Raw genomic sequence first — 19,085 nt, forward strand, 5'->3', positions numbered from 1 at the left:
GAGCCTGCTCTACTCCAGCGGACCCACCACCGCCTCCACGGCGGCGACCAGTTCGCCGCTGTGGACCAGGTCCGCGAGGGTCTCGATGTCGGGCGCCAGCACCCTGTCCCCGTCCAGCGGGGCGACGCGCTCGCGCACAGCGTCGTAGACCGCGCGCGTGGCGGGGGCCAGCCGCTCCGGGCCCACGAACTCCACCGCCTGGGCGGCGCAGAGCAGCTCGATCGCCAGCACCCGGCGCACGTTGGCAATGACCTGCCGCGCCTTGCGGGCGGCCGTGGTTCCCATCGACACGTGGTCCTCCTGGTTGGCGCTGGACGGGATGGAGTCCACGCTTGCCGGATGCGCGAGCACCTTGTTCTCGCTCACCAGCGACGCCGCCGTGTACTGGGTGATCATCAGCCCCGAGTGCACCCCGCCGTTCCGGGTGAGGAAGGCCGGCAGGCCGGAAAGCTGCGGGTTGACCAGCCGCTCGATGCGCCGCTCAGAGATGTCGGCGAGTTCCGCGACGGCGATGGCCAGGTAGTCCATCGCCAGGGCGACCGGCTGGCCGTGGAAGTTGCCGCCGGAGATGACCTCGTCGCCGTCGGGGAACAGGAGCGGGTTGTCGGTGACGGCGTTCATCTCCCACTCGAGGATCTGCGCCACGTGCTCGAGGGCGGTGCGGCTGGCGCCGTGCACCTGCGGGATGCAGCGCAGGGTGTACGGGTCCTGGGTCCGCATCTGCCCGGGCCGGGTGGTCAGCCGAGAGCCCTCGGTCAGCCGGCGCAGGTTGCGGCCGGCCGCCTGCTGCCCCGCGTGGAGCCGAAGGGCCTGCACCCGCGCATCCCAGGCCGCGGGAATCGCCCCGAGCGCCTCGGCCGTGAGGGCCGCCGCGATATCGGCGGTCTTCAGGAGCACCTGCGCGTCGTGCAGGCCGAGGCTGCCCAGTGCGGTCATCGCCTGGGTGCCGTTGATCAGGGCGAGCCCCTCCTTGGCTGTCAGCGTCACCGGGCTCAGGCCGGCACGCTGGAGGGCCTCGGCCCCCGGCAGCCGCTCGCCGTCCACGATCGCCTCACCGAGCCCGATCAGGGGCAGGCACATGTGCGCGAGCGGCGCGAGGTCGCCGCTGGCACCCAGGGAACCCTGCTCGGGCACCACGGGGATGAGGCCCCGATTCAGGAAGGCCACCAGCAGCTCCAGGGTCTCCACACGAATTCCCGAGTGGCCGCGCGAGAGCGCCTGCGCGCGCAGGAGCAGCATGGCCCGCACCACCTCGGGCGCGAGCGGCTCGCCGACGGCGCAGGCGTGGCTCATCAGAAGATTGCGCTGCAGGGCCGCGGTCTGTTCGGCCGATATGGGGACGTCGCTGAATTTGCCAAAGCCGGTGGTGATGCCGTATACCGGCCGGCGCTCCCGCACCAGCCGCTCCACCATCGCGCTCCCCCTGGCTACCTGCTGCCGCACCCCCGGCGTGAGCACGACGCGCGCGCCGTGCCGGGCGACAGCCACGACTTCCGGGAGGGTTAAGTGGGCACCGAGTTCAACCGTTTCCATGAAATGACCTCCCGCACTAGCCTGCTCCCATTATAGGAAGCCCTAATCAGGGGAGGCAAACGACTACGCTGTCGCTTTAAACAAGTCAAGAGAATAAAAAAGGGAGCCAGCGTCCCGTGGGGGGAGGACGCTGGCTACGGCAAAGGGGAGGGTTGTCCTCAACCCGTGGGGGCAGGCTGAGGACCGGAACAAAGGAGGGTGAGCGGTGGGTGATCCTCGGGTCGACCGAACTGAATCGTTAGCTGCAACGAACCAGGTCGACTACTGCGTCGTCAGCGGCCGATTGGGGGATCAGCCACTGAACGTGGCCTCAGTCGACCCAAGTGATCGCCTACGTCTAGAGAATAACTCAGCGGAAAAGAATTGAACATCCAACCTTCGGACTCTAATAGTCTACACCTGGGACTACGCGGCGCAGCCGAGCATCCCCCGTCTGTGCTCTACCCCCTCATCGCCCACCGGCCGTTACGGCCTTGGAGAGATCACCGAGACGGCCGCCAGCCTCGCATCGAAGTGCTCCCGCAGCCGCGCGTTGGCCGCATCCACGGTCAGCGACTGCAGGGCGGGGATCCCGTCGAAGAGTCCGATCCCCTTGAAGAAGCCGTCGATGAACAGGTAGGAGAGCCCCTCCAGGTCGTTCATCAGGTTTAGGAGGCGGCCCATCAGCTTGCGGCGGGCCCGCTCGAAGTCGGCCTCCAGAATCCCCTCCGCCTGCGCCTCCGCGATCCCGGCCAGGAGCTGCGCCTCCAGCGCCTCGGGGTCGGGCGTCGGACCGCTCAGGTAGGTGTAGCCGAAGGTGACCTCCGGCGCGTGCCCGAAGCCGAAGCGCTGGTCGATCAGGCCGCTCTCGTAGAGCCGGGTGTAGAGCGGAGAGCCCCTGCCGACCAGGACGTCCAGCAGCATGGCGGTCAGCAGATCCCGCTCCAGCAGGGGCCGGCCCGTCAGCCCGACCTCCTTCTCCTTGAAGCCCAGCCGGAAGATCGGCTGGCTGACCACCAGTTCCTGGACCCGCCGCCGCTCGGCGATCTCCTGCGGCTCTTCAGGCAGCCGCCGCTCGATGGCCGCCTGGGCGGGGTAGTCGCGGCCGCCGAAGGCGGCCCGGGCCTGGTCCACCACGGCCTGCGGGTCCAGGTCGCCTGCGACGAAGAGCACCATGTTGGACGGGTGGTAGAAGACCCGGTGGCACAGGTAGAGCAGGTCCTGGTCGATCCGGCGGATGGAATCGACCGTGCCGGCGATGTCGAGCCGCACCGGGTGGCGCACGAACAGCGCCTCCATGAGGTTTGCGGAGGAGCGCCAGCCAGGGTCGTCCATGTACATCCGGATCTCCTGTTCGATGATGCCCTGCTCCCTGGCGACGGACTCGGGGGTGAAATAGGGCTCCTGTACAAAGCCGAGCAGCAGGTCGAGGCAGGCCGCGAAGTGGTCGGTCGTGGTGAAGTAGTACACGGTGTGGGTGTGGGTCGTGTAAGCGTTGACGTCGGCCCCCAGCTCCGCAAACCGGTCGGCCACGTTGCCGTCCGGCCCCTCGAACAGCTTGTGTTCCAGGAAGTGCGCGATGCCGTCGGGCACCTGCACCTCGCTGCCCGACTGCGGGTCGACAAAACAGCTGTCGACGGAGCCGTACTGCACGGCCACCCGGGCGGTGGCCTGCCGGAAGCCGGGCTTCACCAGCACGGCCACCGTAAGTCCGTTCTCCAGCCGCTCCGTGTAGAGCTCGTCGCGCAGGATGGGGTCAAACAGCCTCTCCACCGCTTACACTCCCCCTTCCTTCCCGGTGAGCACGTAGACCGTGTCGGGCGTGAAGTGGCGGGCGGCCTCCGCCACCTGCTCCCGGGTGACCCGGAGGTAGCGCGCCACCCGTTCGTCGATGGACAGGTCGCGGCCGGAGAAGACCTGGTCCACGGCCAGCTCGGCCATGGCGCCGGGGCTGTCCGCCGCGCTCAGCATGTCGTTCACCAAAGTGGCCTTCGTCATCTCCAGCTCCGCCTCCGTCACCTTCCCGTCCTGCAGCGCGCGGAGCTGTTCCAGCATGATCGCCTTACAGCGCTCGGCGGCGGCGAACTCCACGCCGGCATACATGTACCCCACGCCCTTCACCGTCTCGATGGCGGAGTAGGCAAAATAGGCCAGCGAGTTCTTCTCCCGCACCTCCTGAAAAAGCTTGGAATGGGAGAAGCCGCCCAGCACGCCGTTGGCCACCAGCATCGGGAAGTAGAGGTCATCGCGCAGGGTGATCCCGGTGCGGAAGCCTATGACCACGACGCCCTGGTTCACGTCCAGCCGGTCGACCACGTCGCGCACCGGCCGGTCGGGCCGGCGCTTCACCAGGGTGTCGGGGAACCGGCGCGCTCCGGCCGGCAGGGGCAGCCGCCGCGGCACCTCCTCCGCGAGCTGGTCGGGATCCACGTCGCCGAGGATGAAGATGTCCACCGGCGCCTCCGTCAGCACCCGGCGGTGGTGGGCCAGCAGGCCCTGCGGGGTGGCCCCCTCCAGGTCCTCCACCCGCCCGAGGCGGTGCAGCGCGAAGGGCTCGCCCTCGCACATTTCGGCGGTGCAGCGCACCATCGCGTAGCGCCGCTTGTCGTTGATGAGCCCCTCGATCATCTGCCGGAGATTGGTACGCTCCTGCTCCACGTAGTCGGGCTTGAACCCGTCGCCGACGATGAGCGGACGGGTGATCACGCTGGCCAGAACGTCCAGGCCCCTGGGAAGCAGCCCGTCCTCCCCGGGAATGTGCTGGTCACCCGCGACTTCGAGCCGGAAGATGATCGACTGCACCTCGCCCCGGCGGGCAACGTCGACCCCGAAGGAGGCGCCGTACAGCTCGTCCAGATGGCGCGAGAGCGACGCGGTGCTGGGGAAGTCGGCCGAGGCCCTGGCCAGCACCATCGGCAGCAGGGCGTTGTAGGTCACCGTCACCGGTTCCAGCGGCATGTGGAAGTAGATGTATACCGTAGTGGTCTTGAACTTCGTCGTCGGCTGCACATAGAGGTTCACCCCGTCCTGCAGGGGAAAGCGGGTGAAGCGATCCGCCACTCGGCATCCTCCTTCCGCACCCTAGTCTGCCCCGGCGCGGGGCGACTCTTCCTGCCGGTCCCAGTCGAGGCAGAGCTGCACCGCGTCGGTGACGTTGAGCCCGGCGAGCTCCGCCAGGCCGACCCAACGGGCGTCAGCCGCATCGTCTGCCGCGGCCAGCGTGCCCCCCTGTGGCCGGGCCGTGAAGTAATGCACCACATAGTGGTAGCGCACCCGCCCCGCCTCGTCGCGCTCGATCGCGTCGATGTAGCCCAGGTAGCGCTCAACGGCCACCTGCAGCCCGGTCTCTTCCTGCACCTCCCGCAGGAGGGCCTGCTCCACGGTCTCGCCCAGTTCCACCCGGCCGCCCGGCAGCCCCCAGTAGCCCTGCAGCGGCGGCGTCGCGCGCTGCACCAGCAGCAGCCTGTCGCCGTCCCGGATGAGGGCGTGGCAGGAAGGCATCGGGTAGCCCGCATATGCACGACCCATCGCACATCCCCTTCCCCTGTGAAAAACCCCCGCCATGTCCATGGCGGGGGCGTGAAGCCTTCATCAGAACGCGGGGGCCACCTGCGAGGTTCCGCCGCCAACCACCCGGGGCTTCTTGGGCTCCGGCTTGGGACGGGGCGGCAGCACCTCCGCCAGCAGCTCCTCCAGCTCCTTGCCCTCCAGGGTCTCCTTCTCCAGCAGAACCTCAGAGACCCGGTCGAGGGCGTCCTTGTGCTCGGTCAGAATGTCCAGCGCACGCTGGTAGGCGATATTGACGAAGTTGCGCACTTCCTGGTCGATCAGCCCGGCCACCTCTTCGGAGTAGTTGCGCAGCCGGGTCATGTCGCGGGCCAGGAAGACCTCGTCCTGCTTCTGGCCGTAGGTGAGAGGGCCGAGTTTCTCGCTCATGCCCCACTCGGTGACCATCCGGCGCGCCCACTGCGTCGTGCGCTCGATGTCGTCGTGGGCGCCGCTGGTGATCTCGCCGAAGGTGATCTCCTCCGCGGCCCGGCCGCCCAGGGCCATGGTCATGCGGTCGAGGATTTCCGACTTCGAGATGTTGTAGCGATCCTCCACCGGCAGGAACATGGTGTAGCCCATCGCCCGGCCCCGGGGGATGATCGTGATCTTGTGCAGCGGGTCCATGTGAGGAAGCATGTGGCCGACCACGGCGTGACCGGCCTCGTGGTAGGCGGTCACCCGCTTCTCCTTCTCGGAGATCACCCGCGACTTCCGCTCGGGGCCGCCCGCCAGCACGCGGTCGATGGCGTCCTCCACGTCGGCCATCGAGATCTTCTTCTTCCGCCGCCGCGCGGCCAGGAGCGCGGCTTCGTTCATCAGGTTGGCAATATCCGCGCCGGTGAACCCGGGGGTGCGCTTGGCCAGAATCTCAAGATCGACGTCCTGCTCCAGGGGCTTGCCCTTGGCGTGCACCTGGAAGATGGCGATCCGCCCCTTCAGGTCCGGCCGGTCGATGACGATCTGCCGGTCGAACCGGCCCGGCCGCAGCAGGGCCGGATCGAGCACGTCGGGCCGGTTGGTGGCCGCGATGATGATGATGCCCTCGTTGGCCGAGAACCCGTCCATCTCCACCAAGAGCTGGTTCAGCGTCTGCTCCCGCTCGTCGTGGCCGCCGCCGTACCCGGCGCCGCGCTGGCGGCCCACGGCGTCGATCTCGTCGATGAACACGATGCAGGGGGAGTTCTTCTTCGCCTGCTCAAACAGGTCGCGCACGCGGCTGGCGCCAACGCCGACGAACATCTCGACGAAGTCGGAGCCAGAGATCGAGAAGAACGGCACGCCTGCCTCGCCGGCGACCGCCTTGGCCAGCAGGGTCTTGCCGGTGCCGGGCGGTCCGTAGAGCAGCACGCCCTTGGGAATGCGCGCGCCCAGCTCCAGGTAGCGCTTCGGGTGCTTGAGGAAGTCGACGATCTCCGCGAGCTCCTCCTTCACCTCGTCGATGCCCGCGACGTCGTCGAAGGTCACCCGCTTGCGGTCGTCGGTCACGAGGCGCGCCCGGCTCTTGCCGAACTGCATCACCCGGTTTCCCGACCCCTGGGTCTGCTGCATGATGAAGAAGAACGCGAGAAGCACCAGCACGACCGGCACCAGGGTCTGCAGGAGCAGCGCCCAGATACCGGATGTATTGTCCTGCCTGAAGTCCAGCTTGATTTCAGGATGCTGCTGCAGCATCTCCACCAGCGGCGCCTGCGTGGACCCCGAAGGCAAGTCTACGGTAAACTTCTCGCCATTGATCAGTTCACCCTCAGCGTACGAGCCGCTCAGGGTAATGCTCTTCACTTCACCCTTCTGGATGTAAGTGACCAGGTCAGAATACACCAGTCGGGTGGTCTGCTGACTGGTTCCTCCCAGCTGGACGGCGATCGCCACCGAGATGACCAGAATCAGCATATAAAAGGCGAGACTGCGAAATAGCTTGTTCAAGTCTGCCGGGCCCCTCCTTCCGCAGGGCAATCGCCACAGGGTGTAGAGAGATAGTCCTTCCATTCATTGAGTCGGCTGTCGGGCCGAAAAAGATACTCGTTCAGTGTACCATATTCAATGGACCGGAGCAACCGCCGTGAGCGGGCGTCAGCAGGCGTCAGCTGCCACATCTGGTCGCCGACTGCCTGCGCAGGACCACCCTCAGTGCGACGCGCGCGTTCGCGTCGGGCCGGAACCGGCGGTCCCGCCTCACTCCGGGTACCCAGACTACAGTATCACCCGCAACCAGCAGCGGCAGACAATCCCGCTGCTCCCGCGGCACCTTGGCATCCACCAGGATATCCTGAAGCTTCTTCGAACCGTCCATTCCCACGGGCCAGAGCCGGTCGCCCGGCCGGCGCGTGCGCACGGCCAGGGGCCCCGGCAACCGGTCCAGGTCAAACCACTCTTCATCGGCCGGCATCGGCGCGGGCATGGCCGACACCGGAGCGGCCTCAGCCACCACCGTCACGCCGAGGGCCGGAATCGCCGTCTCGCCGGGCAGGGCTACCGGCCAGACCCGGTCGCGAACCTCGTCGCCCGGGTGCCCTCCGGCCCGCGCGAAACGGCAGCGGCCGTAGGCGACGGTCAGGCGTACGCCCTGCGGCAGGTCAAGCACGTGGCTGCCGTCGGTCCGCCCCGCCAGCTCCAGGGCACGGCTCACGGCAGCGATGCCGGGGCTGTACGCCGATCCGCTTGCACGCTGCACGGCCATGCGAATGACCCGGCGGGCCAGGGCCAGCGGCTCCTGCAGGAGGCGCGGCCCGTCCAGCTCAATAACCAGATTCCCTGGCGCCGCCTCGACTTCATGCCACCCGCAGCGGGCACAGGCCTCCCGCGCGAGCTCTGTCAGCAGCCGGTCCTCCTCCCGCAGCAGGTCGGCCGTCTGCGCGAGGTTGTCCACCACCGCCTCGCCGAAGCGCTCCGTCAGGGCGGGGAGAAGTTCCAGCCGGATACGGTTGCGCATGAAAGCGCTTTCCAGATTCGTGGCGTCCAGCCGGGGCCTGAGCCCGTGTGCGCGGCAGTAGTCCAGAATCTCCTGCCGGGAGACGGCGAGCAGCGGCCGGATGATGGAGACGCGGCCCTCCCGCCGCACCGGCGGAATGCCGGCGAGGCCGGTGGCGCCGCTGCCCCGCAGGAGCCGCATCAGCACCGTCTCCGCCTGGTCGTTCCGGTTGTGGCCCGTGGCGGCCCGCTGCGCCCCGATGGCCTCAGCCAGGCGCGCCAGCTCCGCGTACCTCCTCTGTCGGGCGTTGGCCTCCAGCGATCCGGGCAGGGCCTCCAGCTCGCCGGGGCGGAGAGCGACCGTGGTCAGGGGCAGCGCCAGCTTCCGGGCCAGGTCCGCGACGAACGCCGCATCTGCCCGCGACGCCTCGCCGCGCAGGCCGTGTTCCATGTGGAACAGGTGCAGCGAAAGCCGCCACTCAGGGGCCAGGCGGCACAGCACGTGCGTAAGCGCCAGGGAGTCAGGGCCCCCGGAGACGGCGACGATCACCCGATCGCCCGGCACAACCATCTGGTGCCGGAGCATATATTCACGCACCTGTGCGAGAAGCGGCACCCGGTCACCCCCTTCCACGCCAATCCCCGGCCGCGGTGCCGATTCGCGTTTCGACACCGGCCGGGGATTCCCTTCCAAACCCGGCGTGGCCTGTATTCCCAGAGTCTGCCCCCTTCACCGCCTGCGGGACCGCCCGGCGCGCGCTCCTGCGGGTCCGCCGCGGGGCGCGGTCTGCGCCGGCGCCCACTCGCCAGACGGCTTCGGCCGGGGCGGCGCCTCTGCCGCGCCGTCCACCAGCGAGACGCGGGCGGCCACCACGGTCAGGTCGTCCTCCGGGGCCGGGGCCAGCTCGAGGGCCCGGGCCAGCACCCGCTCGGCCACTTCCTCCGGATCCGCGCTCTCTTCCCGGCCCAGGAACTCCAGGAGCCAGCGCTCCTTGTCCTCCTCGTCGCGGGCCACCTCCAGAATGCCGTCGCTGACCATCACGATGAGGTCGCCATCCCCCAGCATCCGGCGCTCCGGCTCCACCTCCACCTCGGTGACGACGCCCGCGGGCAGCGCGGGGATGCGCACCACCGTTACGTCGCTGCCCCGTTTCACGAAGCTGGGCGCCGCCCCGACCTTGACGAACTCGGCCTGCCCGGTGGCGAGGTCGAGCACCGCCAGGTCCAGGGTGGCGAACGTATCTCCCGGCCCCCGGAGCAGGAGGACGGAATTGACCGTCTTCACGGCCGCATCGGCGTTGAACCCGGCGTCCAGCAGCTGCTGCAGCAGGCGGACGGATTCGCCGGACTGCACCGCCGCCTCGCGGCCGACGCCCATCCCGTCGCTCAGGGCCAACAGGAACCGGCCGCCCGAAAGAGGTCCGGTGACCGCGGAGTCGCCCGAGATGTGGACCCCCCGCTTGGGCATGCGCGCCACCGCCGCGGTGGCCCTGAAGACAGCGGGCATGCCGCGGTGGGGCCTGTCCCCCTCCGCGATCTCCTGGGCCATGCGGTCCAGCATGCGAGCGACGTTGTGGATGTACTCGCCTGCGATGGCCCTGCCCTCTTCCAGGCGGCGCGCAAGGGCACGGTCCGACCGGTCCAGATCGTGCAGGTGATTGAGCGTCACCGCCACCTGGGCGGGGTGGATGCAGCGCTGTTCCAGCGCGGCCGGCAGCGGGCTCAGCGGCAGGTGGCCCTGCTCCTCGATCTGCTGCCAGAGGTCGGCCAGCAGCTGCCGGGTCTCCGCCTCCTCCTTCTCCCAGCATTGCGCAAGCATGGAACACGACTGGCAGACCTGCTCGTTCAGCGTGCGCAGGCGGCGCTGAACGGCCGGCTCCGGCGACGTGCTCACCGCGGCCACCTGGGTGTAGGTGCGCTGAATCTCCTTCAACACCTGCGCCATGGCCCGCAGCCGCTCGCGCGCGCCGAGCACGGCGCCGTCCTCCTGCGGGGCGGCTTCGCGGGCGGGCGGCTCCCTGCGCTCGCTGCGCAGGGCCTGCGCGAGGCCGGCGACCCAGGCGGACGGCACCAGCCAGAACAGCACGGTGGCGGCGGCGGCCGACAGGACCATTGCCTCCAGTACGGCGCCCTGTCCCTGCGTCGCCATGCTGTAGGAGAGGAACCCGAGGGCATAGGCCAGTCCCACACCCGGCTTCTTCAGGTCGCGGAAGGCGCCGCCCAGAAAACCGGCGACCACGTAGGCCATGCCCTGGCTGTCCGACAGCGAAGGACCGGCCCACAGTCCCGCCCCGGGCGGGTTCGCCAGCACAGTGAGAAACGACGACATGCCGATCACCGCGCCGGCGGCGGCGCCCCAGCCCATGCCGCCCGCGTGGGCGCAGAGCAGCACGGCCAGCCCGGCGAACAGGCCGTGCAGCGAGAGCTGCCCCCACAGGGTCAGGTCCTGCAGTCCGGTGAAGGCAGAGGCCAGCAGGATGATGGCCGGGATCGGCAGGTCAAACGGAGCGCTCTCCTGGTACCGCCCCCGGGTCAGGTCGGCGACGGCCAGGGTGAAGATGAGCGCCAGCACGCCGGTGAGGCTGGCCCAGAACGTCAGCTGCACCGTGCCGGCCGCGGGGTCCTGGAAGAGCCCCTGCCCGGCGGCCACCGCGGAGGCGAGCACGGCCGCGATGAGCGGGCTGTGCTGGCGGCTCACCTGCGTGAGCCCGGCGAGCGCGTGCACCAGGCCGATGGACATGGCGGTGGTGGCGAAGACGGAGAGCGGCTGAACCAGGGCTGCGCCTCCCAGCAGCGCGAGGGCGACGGGCAGCGCGGCGAGGCCGCCGAACCCGGCTGCGCGCACTGCCATGTAGAAGGCGATGCCGAAGGGGGCCACGGGGCTGATGGGCTGCGCCCGGCCCATCAGGAACGCGAGAATGAGCCCCGCGTACAGCGGCGGATTCCAGGCCCGGACCAGGCGGCTCCGCAGCCATCCAGGGAAGCGCCGCGAGCCTCTCCCGGCCGGCTCGGCGCGGTCGGACGATGATCGGAAAGCCACACGATCACCCTCTGCAGGCGATGTTGCAGCATCCAGTGTACCGCATCGGCCCTGCCGGAATCTGTCGAAATTTGGCAGTCGCGCCCGCGATTTCCCCGGCGACGCGCAAAGCGCCCGGCGCTGGTCCGTGCCAGCGCCGGGCGCATTTCCGTGTGGTGACCCCAACGGGATTCGAACCCGTGCCGCCGCCGTGAAAGGGCGGTGTCCTAGGCCTCTAGACGATGGGGTCAACATCTGGAGGCTAGCTTAGCTTATCAAAGAATCCGGCACGGCGTCAAGTAGTTGACGAATTCCAGCGCGTCGGCATTATGCGTCGCCCCGCGGCTGCGGCACAAACACGTCCGCATCATCCTGCAGCAGCACGCGCACGCGGGTGCCCTCCGGCATCGGTCCGGCGTGCGCGGGAATGACCGCATAGGCGTTCGCGAAGCGCATCGAGCTCAGGACGCCGGCCCGCTGGGCCATGCTCGTGTCCAGCCGGATCTCCCCGTCCGGCCCGTTGTACGCCCTGGCCCGGAGGTACCGGGTGATCCCGGCCTTCTTCAGCACGGGCTGATCCAGCACCCCTTCGGCCGCGCGCAGGCCCAGGCGGCGCCGGCCCAGGAGGTGGTCCAGCACAGGGCGCACCAGCAGGTCGAAATCGGTGATCGCTGCGGCGGGGTTGCCGGAGAGACCAATGACCAGGCGGCCGTCCAGCACCGCCGCGCACACCGGCGTGCCGGGCTTGATGCTGACCCGCCAGAAGAGCTGCTCCGCGCCCATGACGGCCAGGGCTTCCCGCACGACGTCAAACCGGCCCACCGAGACCCCTCCGGTGGTCAGGAGCAGGTCGCAGCCGCTCGACTCCCGCAGCGTGCCCGCGATGACCTCGGTCACGTCGCGCGCAACGCCAAGCAGAATCGGAATGCCACCCGCGGCCCGCACCAGCGCGGCAACGCCGGGGCTGTTGGAGTTGCGGATCTGCCCCGGCCCCGGCGCCTCGTGCGGCGCCACCAGCTCATCGCCGGTGCTGAGGATCCCGACCCGGGGTCGGGCGAAGACGGGCACCTCCAGGATGCCGAGGGCCGCCAGCAGGTTGATCTCCTGCGGGCGGATCTGGTGCCCGGCCTCCAGGAGCAGCTCGCCTTCCTTTACATCCTCGCCGATCGGCGCCACGTTCTCCATGGGCGGCACGTGGCGGAAGATCCGCACCCCCTCGGGGGTGACCCGCACCTCCTCGAGGCGGATGACCGCGTCCGCGCCCGGAGGCACCGCGCCGCCGGTCATGATGGCCACCGTCGTGCCCGGCGCCAGCTCCGCCTCCTGCGGGTGCCCCGCGGGAATCACCCCGGCCAGCGGGAGGACGACGGGGTTCTCGCGCGTCGCAAGGCGCGTGTCTTCCGAGCGAACGGCGTATCCGTCCATGCCCGACCGGGGAAACGGGGGCAGGGACTCAGGCGCCCGCAGATCCTCAGCCAGAATAAGCCCCAGCGCGTCCTCCAGCGGCACCCGTTCGACCCGCCGGGGCGGCGCGCGGTGAATCAGCAGTTCACAGGCCTCCTCAACCCGTAGCATGCCGGTCCCTCCCTAGCTCTTCGTTTCCGCTCCCTCGGCCCCGCCGCCGGCCGCTCGGTCGTCATCACGAACGGCCTTCATGGAGTCCCGGAACTCCCGGATCGTCTGCCCGATCGACCTGCCGAGCTGCGGGAGCCTGGAAGGACCGAAAATGAGCAGGAGCACGATCACGATAAGGGCCAGTTCCATCGGCCCGATACGCTGTAGCATCTCATCCCCCTCCTACTGGCGGAGCAGACGCTCCTCCACGAAATCGGCGATCCCCGCGATGTCGTTCCAGTCAAACCGGGGAAGGCCGGTCTCGACCGGGAGGTCGCCGGCCACAGCCATCAGCGTGGGATCGTCCGCGCAGAGAAGCCGCCCCTCGTTGCGGGCGCTGCTGAAAATCTCGATCTTCGGGAACCGCTCCCGCTTGAACCCTTCGGTGACCACGAGGTCCACGGGCCCCAGCAGCGCGATGGCCTCCGCCGCGGAAAAACCGCCGTCGGGCACCGAACGAACCAGCCCGATCTGCCCGGGCCCGATGATGCAGACCGCCTTCGCCCCGGCCTGCCGGTGCCGCCAGGTGTCCTTTCCCTCATGGTCCATCTGGAAGCCGTGCACATCGTGCTTCAAGGTTCCCACCGACCAACCCCGGCGGGTCAGCTCTGCGACCAGCCGCTCCACCAGGGTGGTCTTGCCGCACTTCCCGCAGCCTACGATCGAGAGCACAGGGGGCCTGGCCATCATGAAACACTTCGCCTCCCGAGTCGCTGTCAGGATCATGATACCCTGAACAACCCCGGGGATCCATCGGGCGCGAGGCTATGACGGCGCGGCGCGGCGTAGCACAAAGTGTGGGGTCTTCGGCCAACCGGTGGTGCAAGCTAGGCGTGATGGGAGGTGAGCCAGTGTCGCGGAAAGGCCAGCGCAACCAGCGGTTGCAGGCCGGAAAGGCCAACCGCAAGGGCCGCGGCTTCCTGCCGAGCATGGAAGGCGCGGCTGCCGCGCAGTTCGACGGCCCCGAAGAAGCCAAGCGGAAGACGCTGCACGTGCCTGATCCCGCCGATCGCTGACAGAGAGCAGGAACCCCCGGCCGGCGCCGAGTCGCCGGCCGGGGGCCTCGCTTGCCTGTGGGCGGTTCAACTCCCCGTGCTGGTGTAGCGCCGGGTGCCGAACTTCCAGAAGCCGTAGGCGGCAGCGATGGCAGCCGCGCCCACCAGCGGCGTCGCCCAGGCCAGGAGCGGGATCGGCAGTTCGCCTGTCCGGCCCAGCAGCACATGCGCGGGGAAATAATTAATGAAGGCGAACGGCACCAGCACCGTAAGGACGAACTGAATGGCGCGGTGGTAGATGGAAACCGGGTAGTTGATGAGCTGTCGGGCCGGGTAGACCAGGCTCCAGTAGAAGGTGTAGGTGCGGGTCGTCCAGAAGGCCAGCGTCGCCACACAGAGCATCGCGGAGCCGAGAATCAGACCCCCGCCCAGGGCTGTGAGCAGCAGGTAGCCCAGCGAGGCAGCGGTCAGCCGGATGCCGGCCACCTTCACCGCGAACAGGAACGCGGCGATGGAGAAGACGAACTGCCCGAGCCCCGCGATGGGCGACTGGCTGCCCAGCACCGTGAGGAGCGGGTTGATCGGCCTCAGCAGCGCCCGGTCGTAGGTGCCCATGCGCACCTGGTCCTCGAAGCCGATCAGGCTCCAGAAGAACGATACGGCAAAGCCCCACGCCAGGATGGCCATGGCGTAGAGCAGGATAATCTCCTCAAACCGCCACCCGCCCACGGTCGTGAATCGCTGCGTCAGCCAGGCCAGCGCGATGAACTGCCCGGCGTAGGTCAGGACGATGCCGATGAGATGCGCGAAGAAGTTCACCCGGTACTGCATCTGCGACCGGGCCTGGGCCATGGCCATGCGGTAGTAGCAGGAAAGGTTATGCCCCAGGTCGCCCATCGCTATCCCCCCTGCATCGTCAGTTTCCGCTGTCCGGCCAGCCACATGGCGGCAAGCAGCCCGCAGCCAGCCAGAGCCCAGATGACCTGCAGCCCCAGCGCCTGCCACAGTTCCGGCCCCGTCAGGGTGCCCGCCAGGATGGCCGAGGGGACGAAGTACGTCCCGGCGAACGGCAGGTACGCAGCCAGGGCCCCGGCCCACGCGGGCAGGTAGTACAGCGGGATGAACTCCCCGGAGAACAGCGCGCTGGCCAGGTGCCAGATGTTCTCGGCCTCGTTGAACTGTACGGTCCACAGGGCGATCAGGGTCAGCGAGAGCTGGAAGCTCGCGGCGATCACCCAGCCCGTGAGGGCGCTGCCCAGGAAGAGAATGAGGGCGGTTGCGCCGGGTGCAGTCAGGCCGAAGGCGAACCAGATGACGATGTAGACCGGCAGCGACCGGAGCGTGCGGAAGAGCGACCGCCCCAGGAAATCGCCCAACACCCGCACCGGCAGGGGAACGGGCTTGATCAGCTCCAGCCCCACGTCGCCCATGCGGAACTTCTCGGCGATCTCCCAGGTAGGCAGAAAGCCGAGTTCAGAGAGAAAGCGGGCGGCGATGACGTATCGCATCTGCCGCTCCAGCGCGACGGGATCGTCCCGCAGGAGCGCGGTCCAGATTCCCGCGAAGAGCACGAACCAGATCAGGCTGGAGGCGATCCCCAGCCACCCCTCCACCTTGTAGGCCGCCTGCTGGCGGAATCCCTGCGCCACGAAGGCCGTGAACGCGCCCATCGGCGGCAAAGCCCCCCCCCTTCAGATTTGTCAGCCTTGATATCGACGTAATCGTTTCGCCGATGGTTCCGCTCCCCCCTTTCAGAAGGACTCTCTGTTCCCACTGTGGAAAGTTTCATTTATGCCGATACGGAGGTTCGCGCGATGAAGCCAGAAGTCATCAACGCCTTTCTGACTGCTGCTCGCCACAGTCTGTCCCAGGAGTTGCAGTCCGAGATCAAACGTGTAGGTCTCTTCGTGGACCCCGCGGAAAACGCGATCGATGAGGTCGTCGTCTACCTTTCTTTTGTCGGCCAGGTGCGAGGGACGATGCTGCTGGGGCTCGACCTGACCACCGCGCGGAAGATCGCTTCCACCATGGTCAGCGAACCGCTCACGGAACTGACGGAGATGGGGCTCTCCGCCCTGGCGGAACTGGGGAACCTGGTGGCAGGCGGCACGTGCATCGAGCTGGAGAAGCTGGGCCTGTCTGCGGACATCTCGCCGCCCACCATCATGATCGGCGCGCGCTCCCGCATCTCCACCCTCGGAATCAGCCGCATCGTTCTCCCCCTGGCTACCCGGCACGGCAGGCTCAACCTGCACGTGGCGGTAGACGTGGCGGCCTGATCGTGATGAACGAAGGAGTGTGCAGCCTGATGACCCTGGTGCGTGATGCCATGATCCAGGTCGAGCCGCTGTCCCCCAACGACCCGATCTTTATGGCGCTCCAGTCGATGCGGACGCAGGGGACCCCCTTCGTGCCCGTGGTGCGATCGGACGGTACGCTGTACGGGCTGGTCACGGAGGGCGACCTGATCCGCCTCATCTACCGCGCGACACGCGAGCGCAGCGAGTCGGTGCCGCACTGGATACGGGGCGCCGGCCGCCATGTGCTGATGGTGCAGTCGCTGCGGGAGGTAGTGACCCGGGAGCTGGACACCATCGGACCGGACAGCCCCCTGGAGGAGGCCGCCGAGCTGATGGTACAGAACCACCGCAAGGTGCTGCCGGTGCTGGTCGACGGCCGGCCGGTGGGCTACCTCCTGCGGTCCGCCGTCGTCGATCGCCTCATCGGAGAGCAATAGCCCTTTCGTTCATCACGGCGGCCCCCTCGCAGCGCGAGGGGGCCGCTTCCGATTTGCCCGGGTGCAGCGCGACTAGGCCCCCGCCATAGGGGGACTAGGGCTCAAGTGCTATACGCGCGCACTCTGGACAGCCCTCTCGTATCATGACACTTTGTAAATGGGATAACTAAAAGATAACCCTCCCATGTCCTTGTCGCACACCGTACGGTGATTTACCATCAAAGTGAGGTCGAGTTCGTGATTTCACAAACGAAGCCATCCCTGTTCTCGCAAAGGTGGTGTGCGTCATGACGTGTTCGGCTTGCAAGGGCATCACACCCGATGATCCCCGGTTTGCCGAACTGGATGCCTTCATCCAGGATGGGCATTCATCAGCCGACTTTCTCATCGCTGTGCTCCACCGGGCTCAGCAGCTCTTCGGCTATCTGCCCGAGGAGGTACAGCACCACGTGGCAGCCGCACTCGGTGTGCCTCCCAGCGAGGTCTACGGTGTGGTGACTTTCTACAACTACTTCACCCTCACGCCCGTGGGCAAGTACCCGATCAACGTCTGCATGGGTACGGCCTGCTACGTGCAGGGGGCCGGCCGCATTCTCGAGCTCTTCGAGAAGGAGCTGGGCATTCAGCCCGGGCAGGTCACCCCTGACGGGCTCTTCTCGCTGGACGTGTGCCGGTGCGTGGGCGCGTGCGGACTGGCGCCCGTCGTCACCGTCGCCGGCGAGGTACACGGCAAGCTCACCGAGAGCGACGCCCTGAAGCTCGTGGCGGAGCTGCGGGAGCGGGCCGCCGCCGACCAGGCGGAGGCCGGGGCCGCGGTCGCCACCGTGGGAGGTGAATCGCAGTGACCACCGTTCATACCCCTGAGCGGATCCGCTCCCTCGCAGACCTGGAAGCCGTGCGGGCTCTGCGGGCCGGCGACATCGCCCTGCGCCACGCCGAGGCCGTGAACCTCGCGGAGGCGCCCGAGGTCCAGATTCTCGTCTGCTCGGGCACGGGCTGCCAGTCGAACAAGTCCATGAGCACCGTGGAGGCCCTGCAGGCTGCCGTGGAGGAGCACGGTCTGACCGACCGGGTGAAGGTCGTGCCCGTGGGCTGCTTCGGCTTCTGCCGGGTGGGCCCGGTGGTCGTGATTCACCCCGGCCAGACCTTCTACTGCGAGGTCCGGCCGCAGCACGCGCCGTACATCATCCGCGATCACGTGCTGGGCGGCAAGCCCGTGCAGGCCCTGCTGTACGCCCCCAATCCCCGGGAGAAGCAGCGCATCGAGAAGATGATGGATCAGCCCTTCTACAAGGGGCAGCACCGCACCGCCCTCCGGAACTGCGGACTCATCAACCCCGAGTGCATCGAGGAGGCCATCGCGGGTGACCGCTACTTCGCCCTGGCCAAGGCAGTCCTGGAGATGACCCCGGCGCAGGTGATCGACGAGCTGAAGCGCTCGGGCCTGCGGGGCCGGGGCGGCGGCGGTTTCCCCACCGGCCGGAAGTGGGAGCTTGCGGCCGCCGTCGAGGGCGACACCAAGTACGTTCTCTGCAACGCCGACGAGGGCGACCCCGGCGCGTTCATGGACCGCTCGATCCTGGAGGGTGATCCCCATGCCATCCTCGAGGCCATGGCGATCGCGGGGTACGCCATCGGCGCACAGCACGGTTACATCTACGTCCGGGCCGAGTATCCGGTGGCGGTGCACCGCCTGGAGATCGCCATCCAGCAGGCCCGTGAGCGCGGCCTGCTTGGCGAGCGCATCTTCGGCACCGACTTCAGCTTCGACATCGACATCCGTCTGGGCGCCGGCGCCTTCGTCTGCGGCGAGGAGACGGCTCTGATCGCCTCGATCGAGGGCCAGCGCGGCCTGCCCCGGCCCCGGCCGCCCTACCCGGCCCAGAAGGGGCTGTGGGGTAAGCCCACGCTCAACAACAACGTCGAGACCTACGCCAACGTCCCGTACATCGTCCTTTACGGGGCCGAGGCGTTCCGCAGCGTGGGCACGCACGACTCGCCCGGCACCAAGGTCTTCGCCGTGGCCGGCAACGTGATGAACACCGGCCTGGTCGAGGTGCCCATGGGCACCACGCTCCGCGACATCGTCTACGGCATGGGCGGCGGCATCCCGAAGGGGCGGCCGTTCAAGGCGGCGCAGACCGGCGGTCCTTCCGGCGGCTGCATCCCCGCGCACATGCTGGATATCCCGATGGATTTCGAGTCGCTCACCGCGGCCGGGTCGATGATGGGTTCGGGCGGACTCATCGTCATGGACGATCTCTCCTGCATGGTGGACGTGGCCCGCTTCTACCTCCAGTTCACCCAGGACGAGTCCTGCGGCAAGTGCCCGCCCTGCCGCATCGGCACGAAGCGCATGCTGGAGATTCTGGACCGCATCGTCGAGGGCGAGGGCACCATGGAGGACCTGGACGAGCTGGAGCGGCTGGCGCAGGGCATCAAGTCCACCGCGCTGTGCGGCCTCGGGCAGACGGCGCCGAACCCGGTGCTCTCCACCCTGCGCTACTTCCGTGAGGAGTACGAGGCCCACGTCCGCGACAAGCACTGCCCGGCGGGCCGCTGCAAGGCGCTCACCGTGTTCCGCATCGACCAGGAGCTGTGCAAGGCGTGCAACCTCTGCGCCCGGAACTGCCCTGTCGACGCCATCAGCGGCGAGGTCCGCAAGCCCGAGACGTTCGTCATCGACCCCGAGCTCTGCATCAAGTGCGGCAACTGCGCCGTCGTCTGTAAGTTCAACGCGGTCGTACACTAA

General features: G+C 68.3%; 17 protein-coding genes and 1 tRNA gene. 5 read left to right on the forward strand and 13 right to left on the reverse strand.

Features of this window, described 5'->3' with window-relative positions; translation table 11 throughout:
- Positions 1-9 precede the first annotated feature (9 nt).
- The 11 genes from hutH to mobB all read right to left on the reverse strand — a co-directional run bounded on the left by hutH (position 10) and on the right by mobB (position 13,273).
- The gene (gene hutH / locus ACZ45O_RS13225) at positions 10-1,533 is read right to left on the reverse strand and encodes a histidine ammonia-lyase (protein WP_464853617.1); all 1,524 of its coding nucleotides are present in this window, start codon (positions 1,531-1,533) and stop codon (positions 10-12) included.
- Between the two features lie 465 nt (positions 1,534-1,998).
- Positions 1,999-3,285: an EF-P 5-aminopentanol modification-associated protein YfmH gene (gene yfmH, locus ACZ45O_RS13230; protein WP_464853619.1), complete on the reverse strand. Its 1,287-nt coding sequence runs from the start codon at positions 3,283-3,285 to the stop codon at positions 1,999-2,001.
- 3 nt (positions 3,286-3,288) lie between these two features.
- Complete coding sequence (gene yfmF, locus ACZ45O_RS13235; protein ID WP_464853620.1) at positions 3,289-4,572, reverse strand: EF-P 5-aminopentanol modification-associated protein YfmF; 1,284 nt, start codon at positions 4,570-4,572, stop codon at positions 3,289-3,291.
- Between the two features lie 21 nt (positions 4,573-4,593).
- Positions 4,594-5,040: an NUDIX hydrolase gene (locus tag ACZ45O_RS13240; protein WP_464853622.1), complete on the reverse strand. Its 447-nt coding sequence runs from the start codon at positions 5,038-5,040 to the stop codon at positions 4,594-4,596.
- Positions 5,041-5,103: 63 nt separating this feature from the next.
- Positions 5,104-6,984 (reverse strand): ATP-dependent zinc metalloprotease FtsH, encoded by a 1,881-nt coding sequence (ftsH, locus tag ACZ45O_RS13245; RefSeq protein WP_464853624.1) that lies wholly within the window; start codon positions 6,982-6,984, stop codon positions 5,104-5,106.
- Positions 6,985-7,141: 157 nt separating this feature from the next.
- A complete protein-coding gene (gene tilS / locus ACZ45O_RS13250; protein ID WP_464853625.1) occupies positions 7,142-8,584 on the reverse strand; it encodes a tRNA lysidine(34) synthetase TilS in 1,443 nt (480 codons plus the stop codon).
- 114 nt (positions 8,585-8,698) lie between these two features.
- The gene (locus ACZ45O_RS13255; protein ID WP_464853626.1) at positions 8,699-11,008 is read right to left on the reverse strand and encodes a SpoIIE family protein phosphatase; all 2,310 of its coding nucleotides are present in this window, start codon (positions 11,006-11,008) and stop codon (positions 8,699-8,701) included.
- 153 nt (positions 11,009-11,161) lie between these two features.
- Positions 11,162-11,237, reverse strand: a tRNA-Glu gene (locus ACZ45O_RS13260).
- Between the two features lie 77 nt (positions 11,238-11,314).
- Positions 11,315-12,562: a molybdopterin molybdotransferase MoeA gene (locus tag ACZ45O_RS13265; protein WP_464853627.1), complete on the reverse strand. Its 1,248-nt coding sequence runs from the start codon at positions 12,560-12,562 to the stop codon at positions 11,315-11,317.
- Between the two features lie 12 nt (positions 12,563-12,574).
- A complete protein-coding gene (tatA, locus tag ACZ45O_RS13270; protein WP_464853628.1) occupies positions 12,575-12,772 on the reverse strand; it encodes a twin-arginine translocase TatA/TatE family subunit in 198 nt (65 codons plus the stop codon).
- A 12-nt stretch (positions 12,773-12,784) separates the two neighbouring features.
- Positions 12,785-13,273, reverse strand: coding sequence for a molybdopterin-guanine dinucleotide biosynthesis protein B (mobB, locus tag ACZ45O_RS13275; RefSeq protein ID WP_464853630.1), 489 nt, complete (start codon positions 13,271-13,273; stop codon positions 12,785-12,787).
- 179 nt (positions 13,274-13,452) lie between these two features.
- Here mobB and ACZ45O_RS13280 point away from each other — a divergent pair, with 179 nt between their 5' ends.
- Positions 13,453-13,617 carry a hypothetical protein gene (locus ACZ45O_RS13280; RefSeq protein WP_464853632.1) on the forward strand — a complete coding sequence of 55 codons (165 nt, stop codon included), beginning with the start codon at positions 13,453-13,455 and terminating at the stop codon, positions 13,615-13,617.
- Between the two features lie 66 nt (positions 13,618-13,683).
- Here ACZ45O_RS13280 and ACZ45O_RS13285 read toward each other — a convergent pair whose 3' ends face one another.
- Entirely contained in the window at positions 13,684-14,493 is an 810-nt protein-coding gene (locus ACZ45O_RS13285) for an ABC transporter permease (RefSeq protein WP_464853634.1), read from the reverse strand.
- A 2-nt stretch (positions 14,494-14,495) separates the two neighbouring features.
- Positions 14,496-15,266, reverse strand: coding sequence for an ABC transporter permease (locus ACZ45O_RS13290; protein ID WP_464853635.1), 771 nt, complete (start codon positions 15,264-15,266; stop codon positions 14,496-14,498).
- A 144-nt stretch (positions 15,267-15,410) separates the two neighbouring features.
- On the opposite strand from ACZ45O_RS13290, the gene ACZ45O_RS13295 reads away from it, so the two are divergent.
- The 4 genes from ACZ45O_RS13295 (at position 15,411) to ACZ45O_RS13310 (ending at position 19,085) form a co-directional block, all read left to right on the forward strand.
- Positions 15,411-15,875 (forward strand): chemotaxis protein CheX, encoded by a 465-nt coding sequence (locus tag ACZ45O_RS13295; protein ID WP_464853637.1) that lies wholly within the window; start codon positions 15,411-15,413, stop codon positions 15,873-15,875.
- 29 nt (positions 15,876-15,904) lie between these two features.
- The gene (locus ACZ45O_RS13300) at positions 15,905-16,333 is read left to right on the forward strand and encodes a CBS domain-containing protein (protein ID WP_464853639.1); all 429 of its coding nucleotides are present in this window, start codon (positions 15,905-15,907) and stop codon (positions 16,331-16,333) included.
- Between the two features lie 287 nt (positions 16,334-16,620).
- Positions 16,621-17,178, forward strand: a complete 558-nt coding sequence (locus tag ACZ45O_RS13305) for an NADH-quinone oxidoreductase subunit NuoE family protein (protein ID WP_464853641.1) — start codon at positions 16,621-16,623, stop codon at positions 17,176-17,178.
- Positions 17,175-19,085: an NADH-ubiquinone oxidoreductase-F iron-sulfur binding region domain-containing protein gene (locus ACZ45O_RS13310; protein WP_464853643.1), complete on the forward strand. Its 1,911-nt coding sequence runs from the start codon at positions 17,175-17,177 to the stop codon at positions 19,083-19,085. The genes ACZ45O_RS13305 and ACZ45O_RS13310 overlap by 4 nt, the downstream gene beginning before the upstream one ends.

Source organism: Symbiobacterium turbinis, from assembly GCF_055383075.1.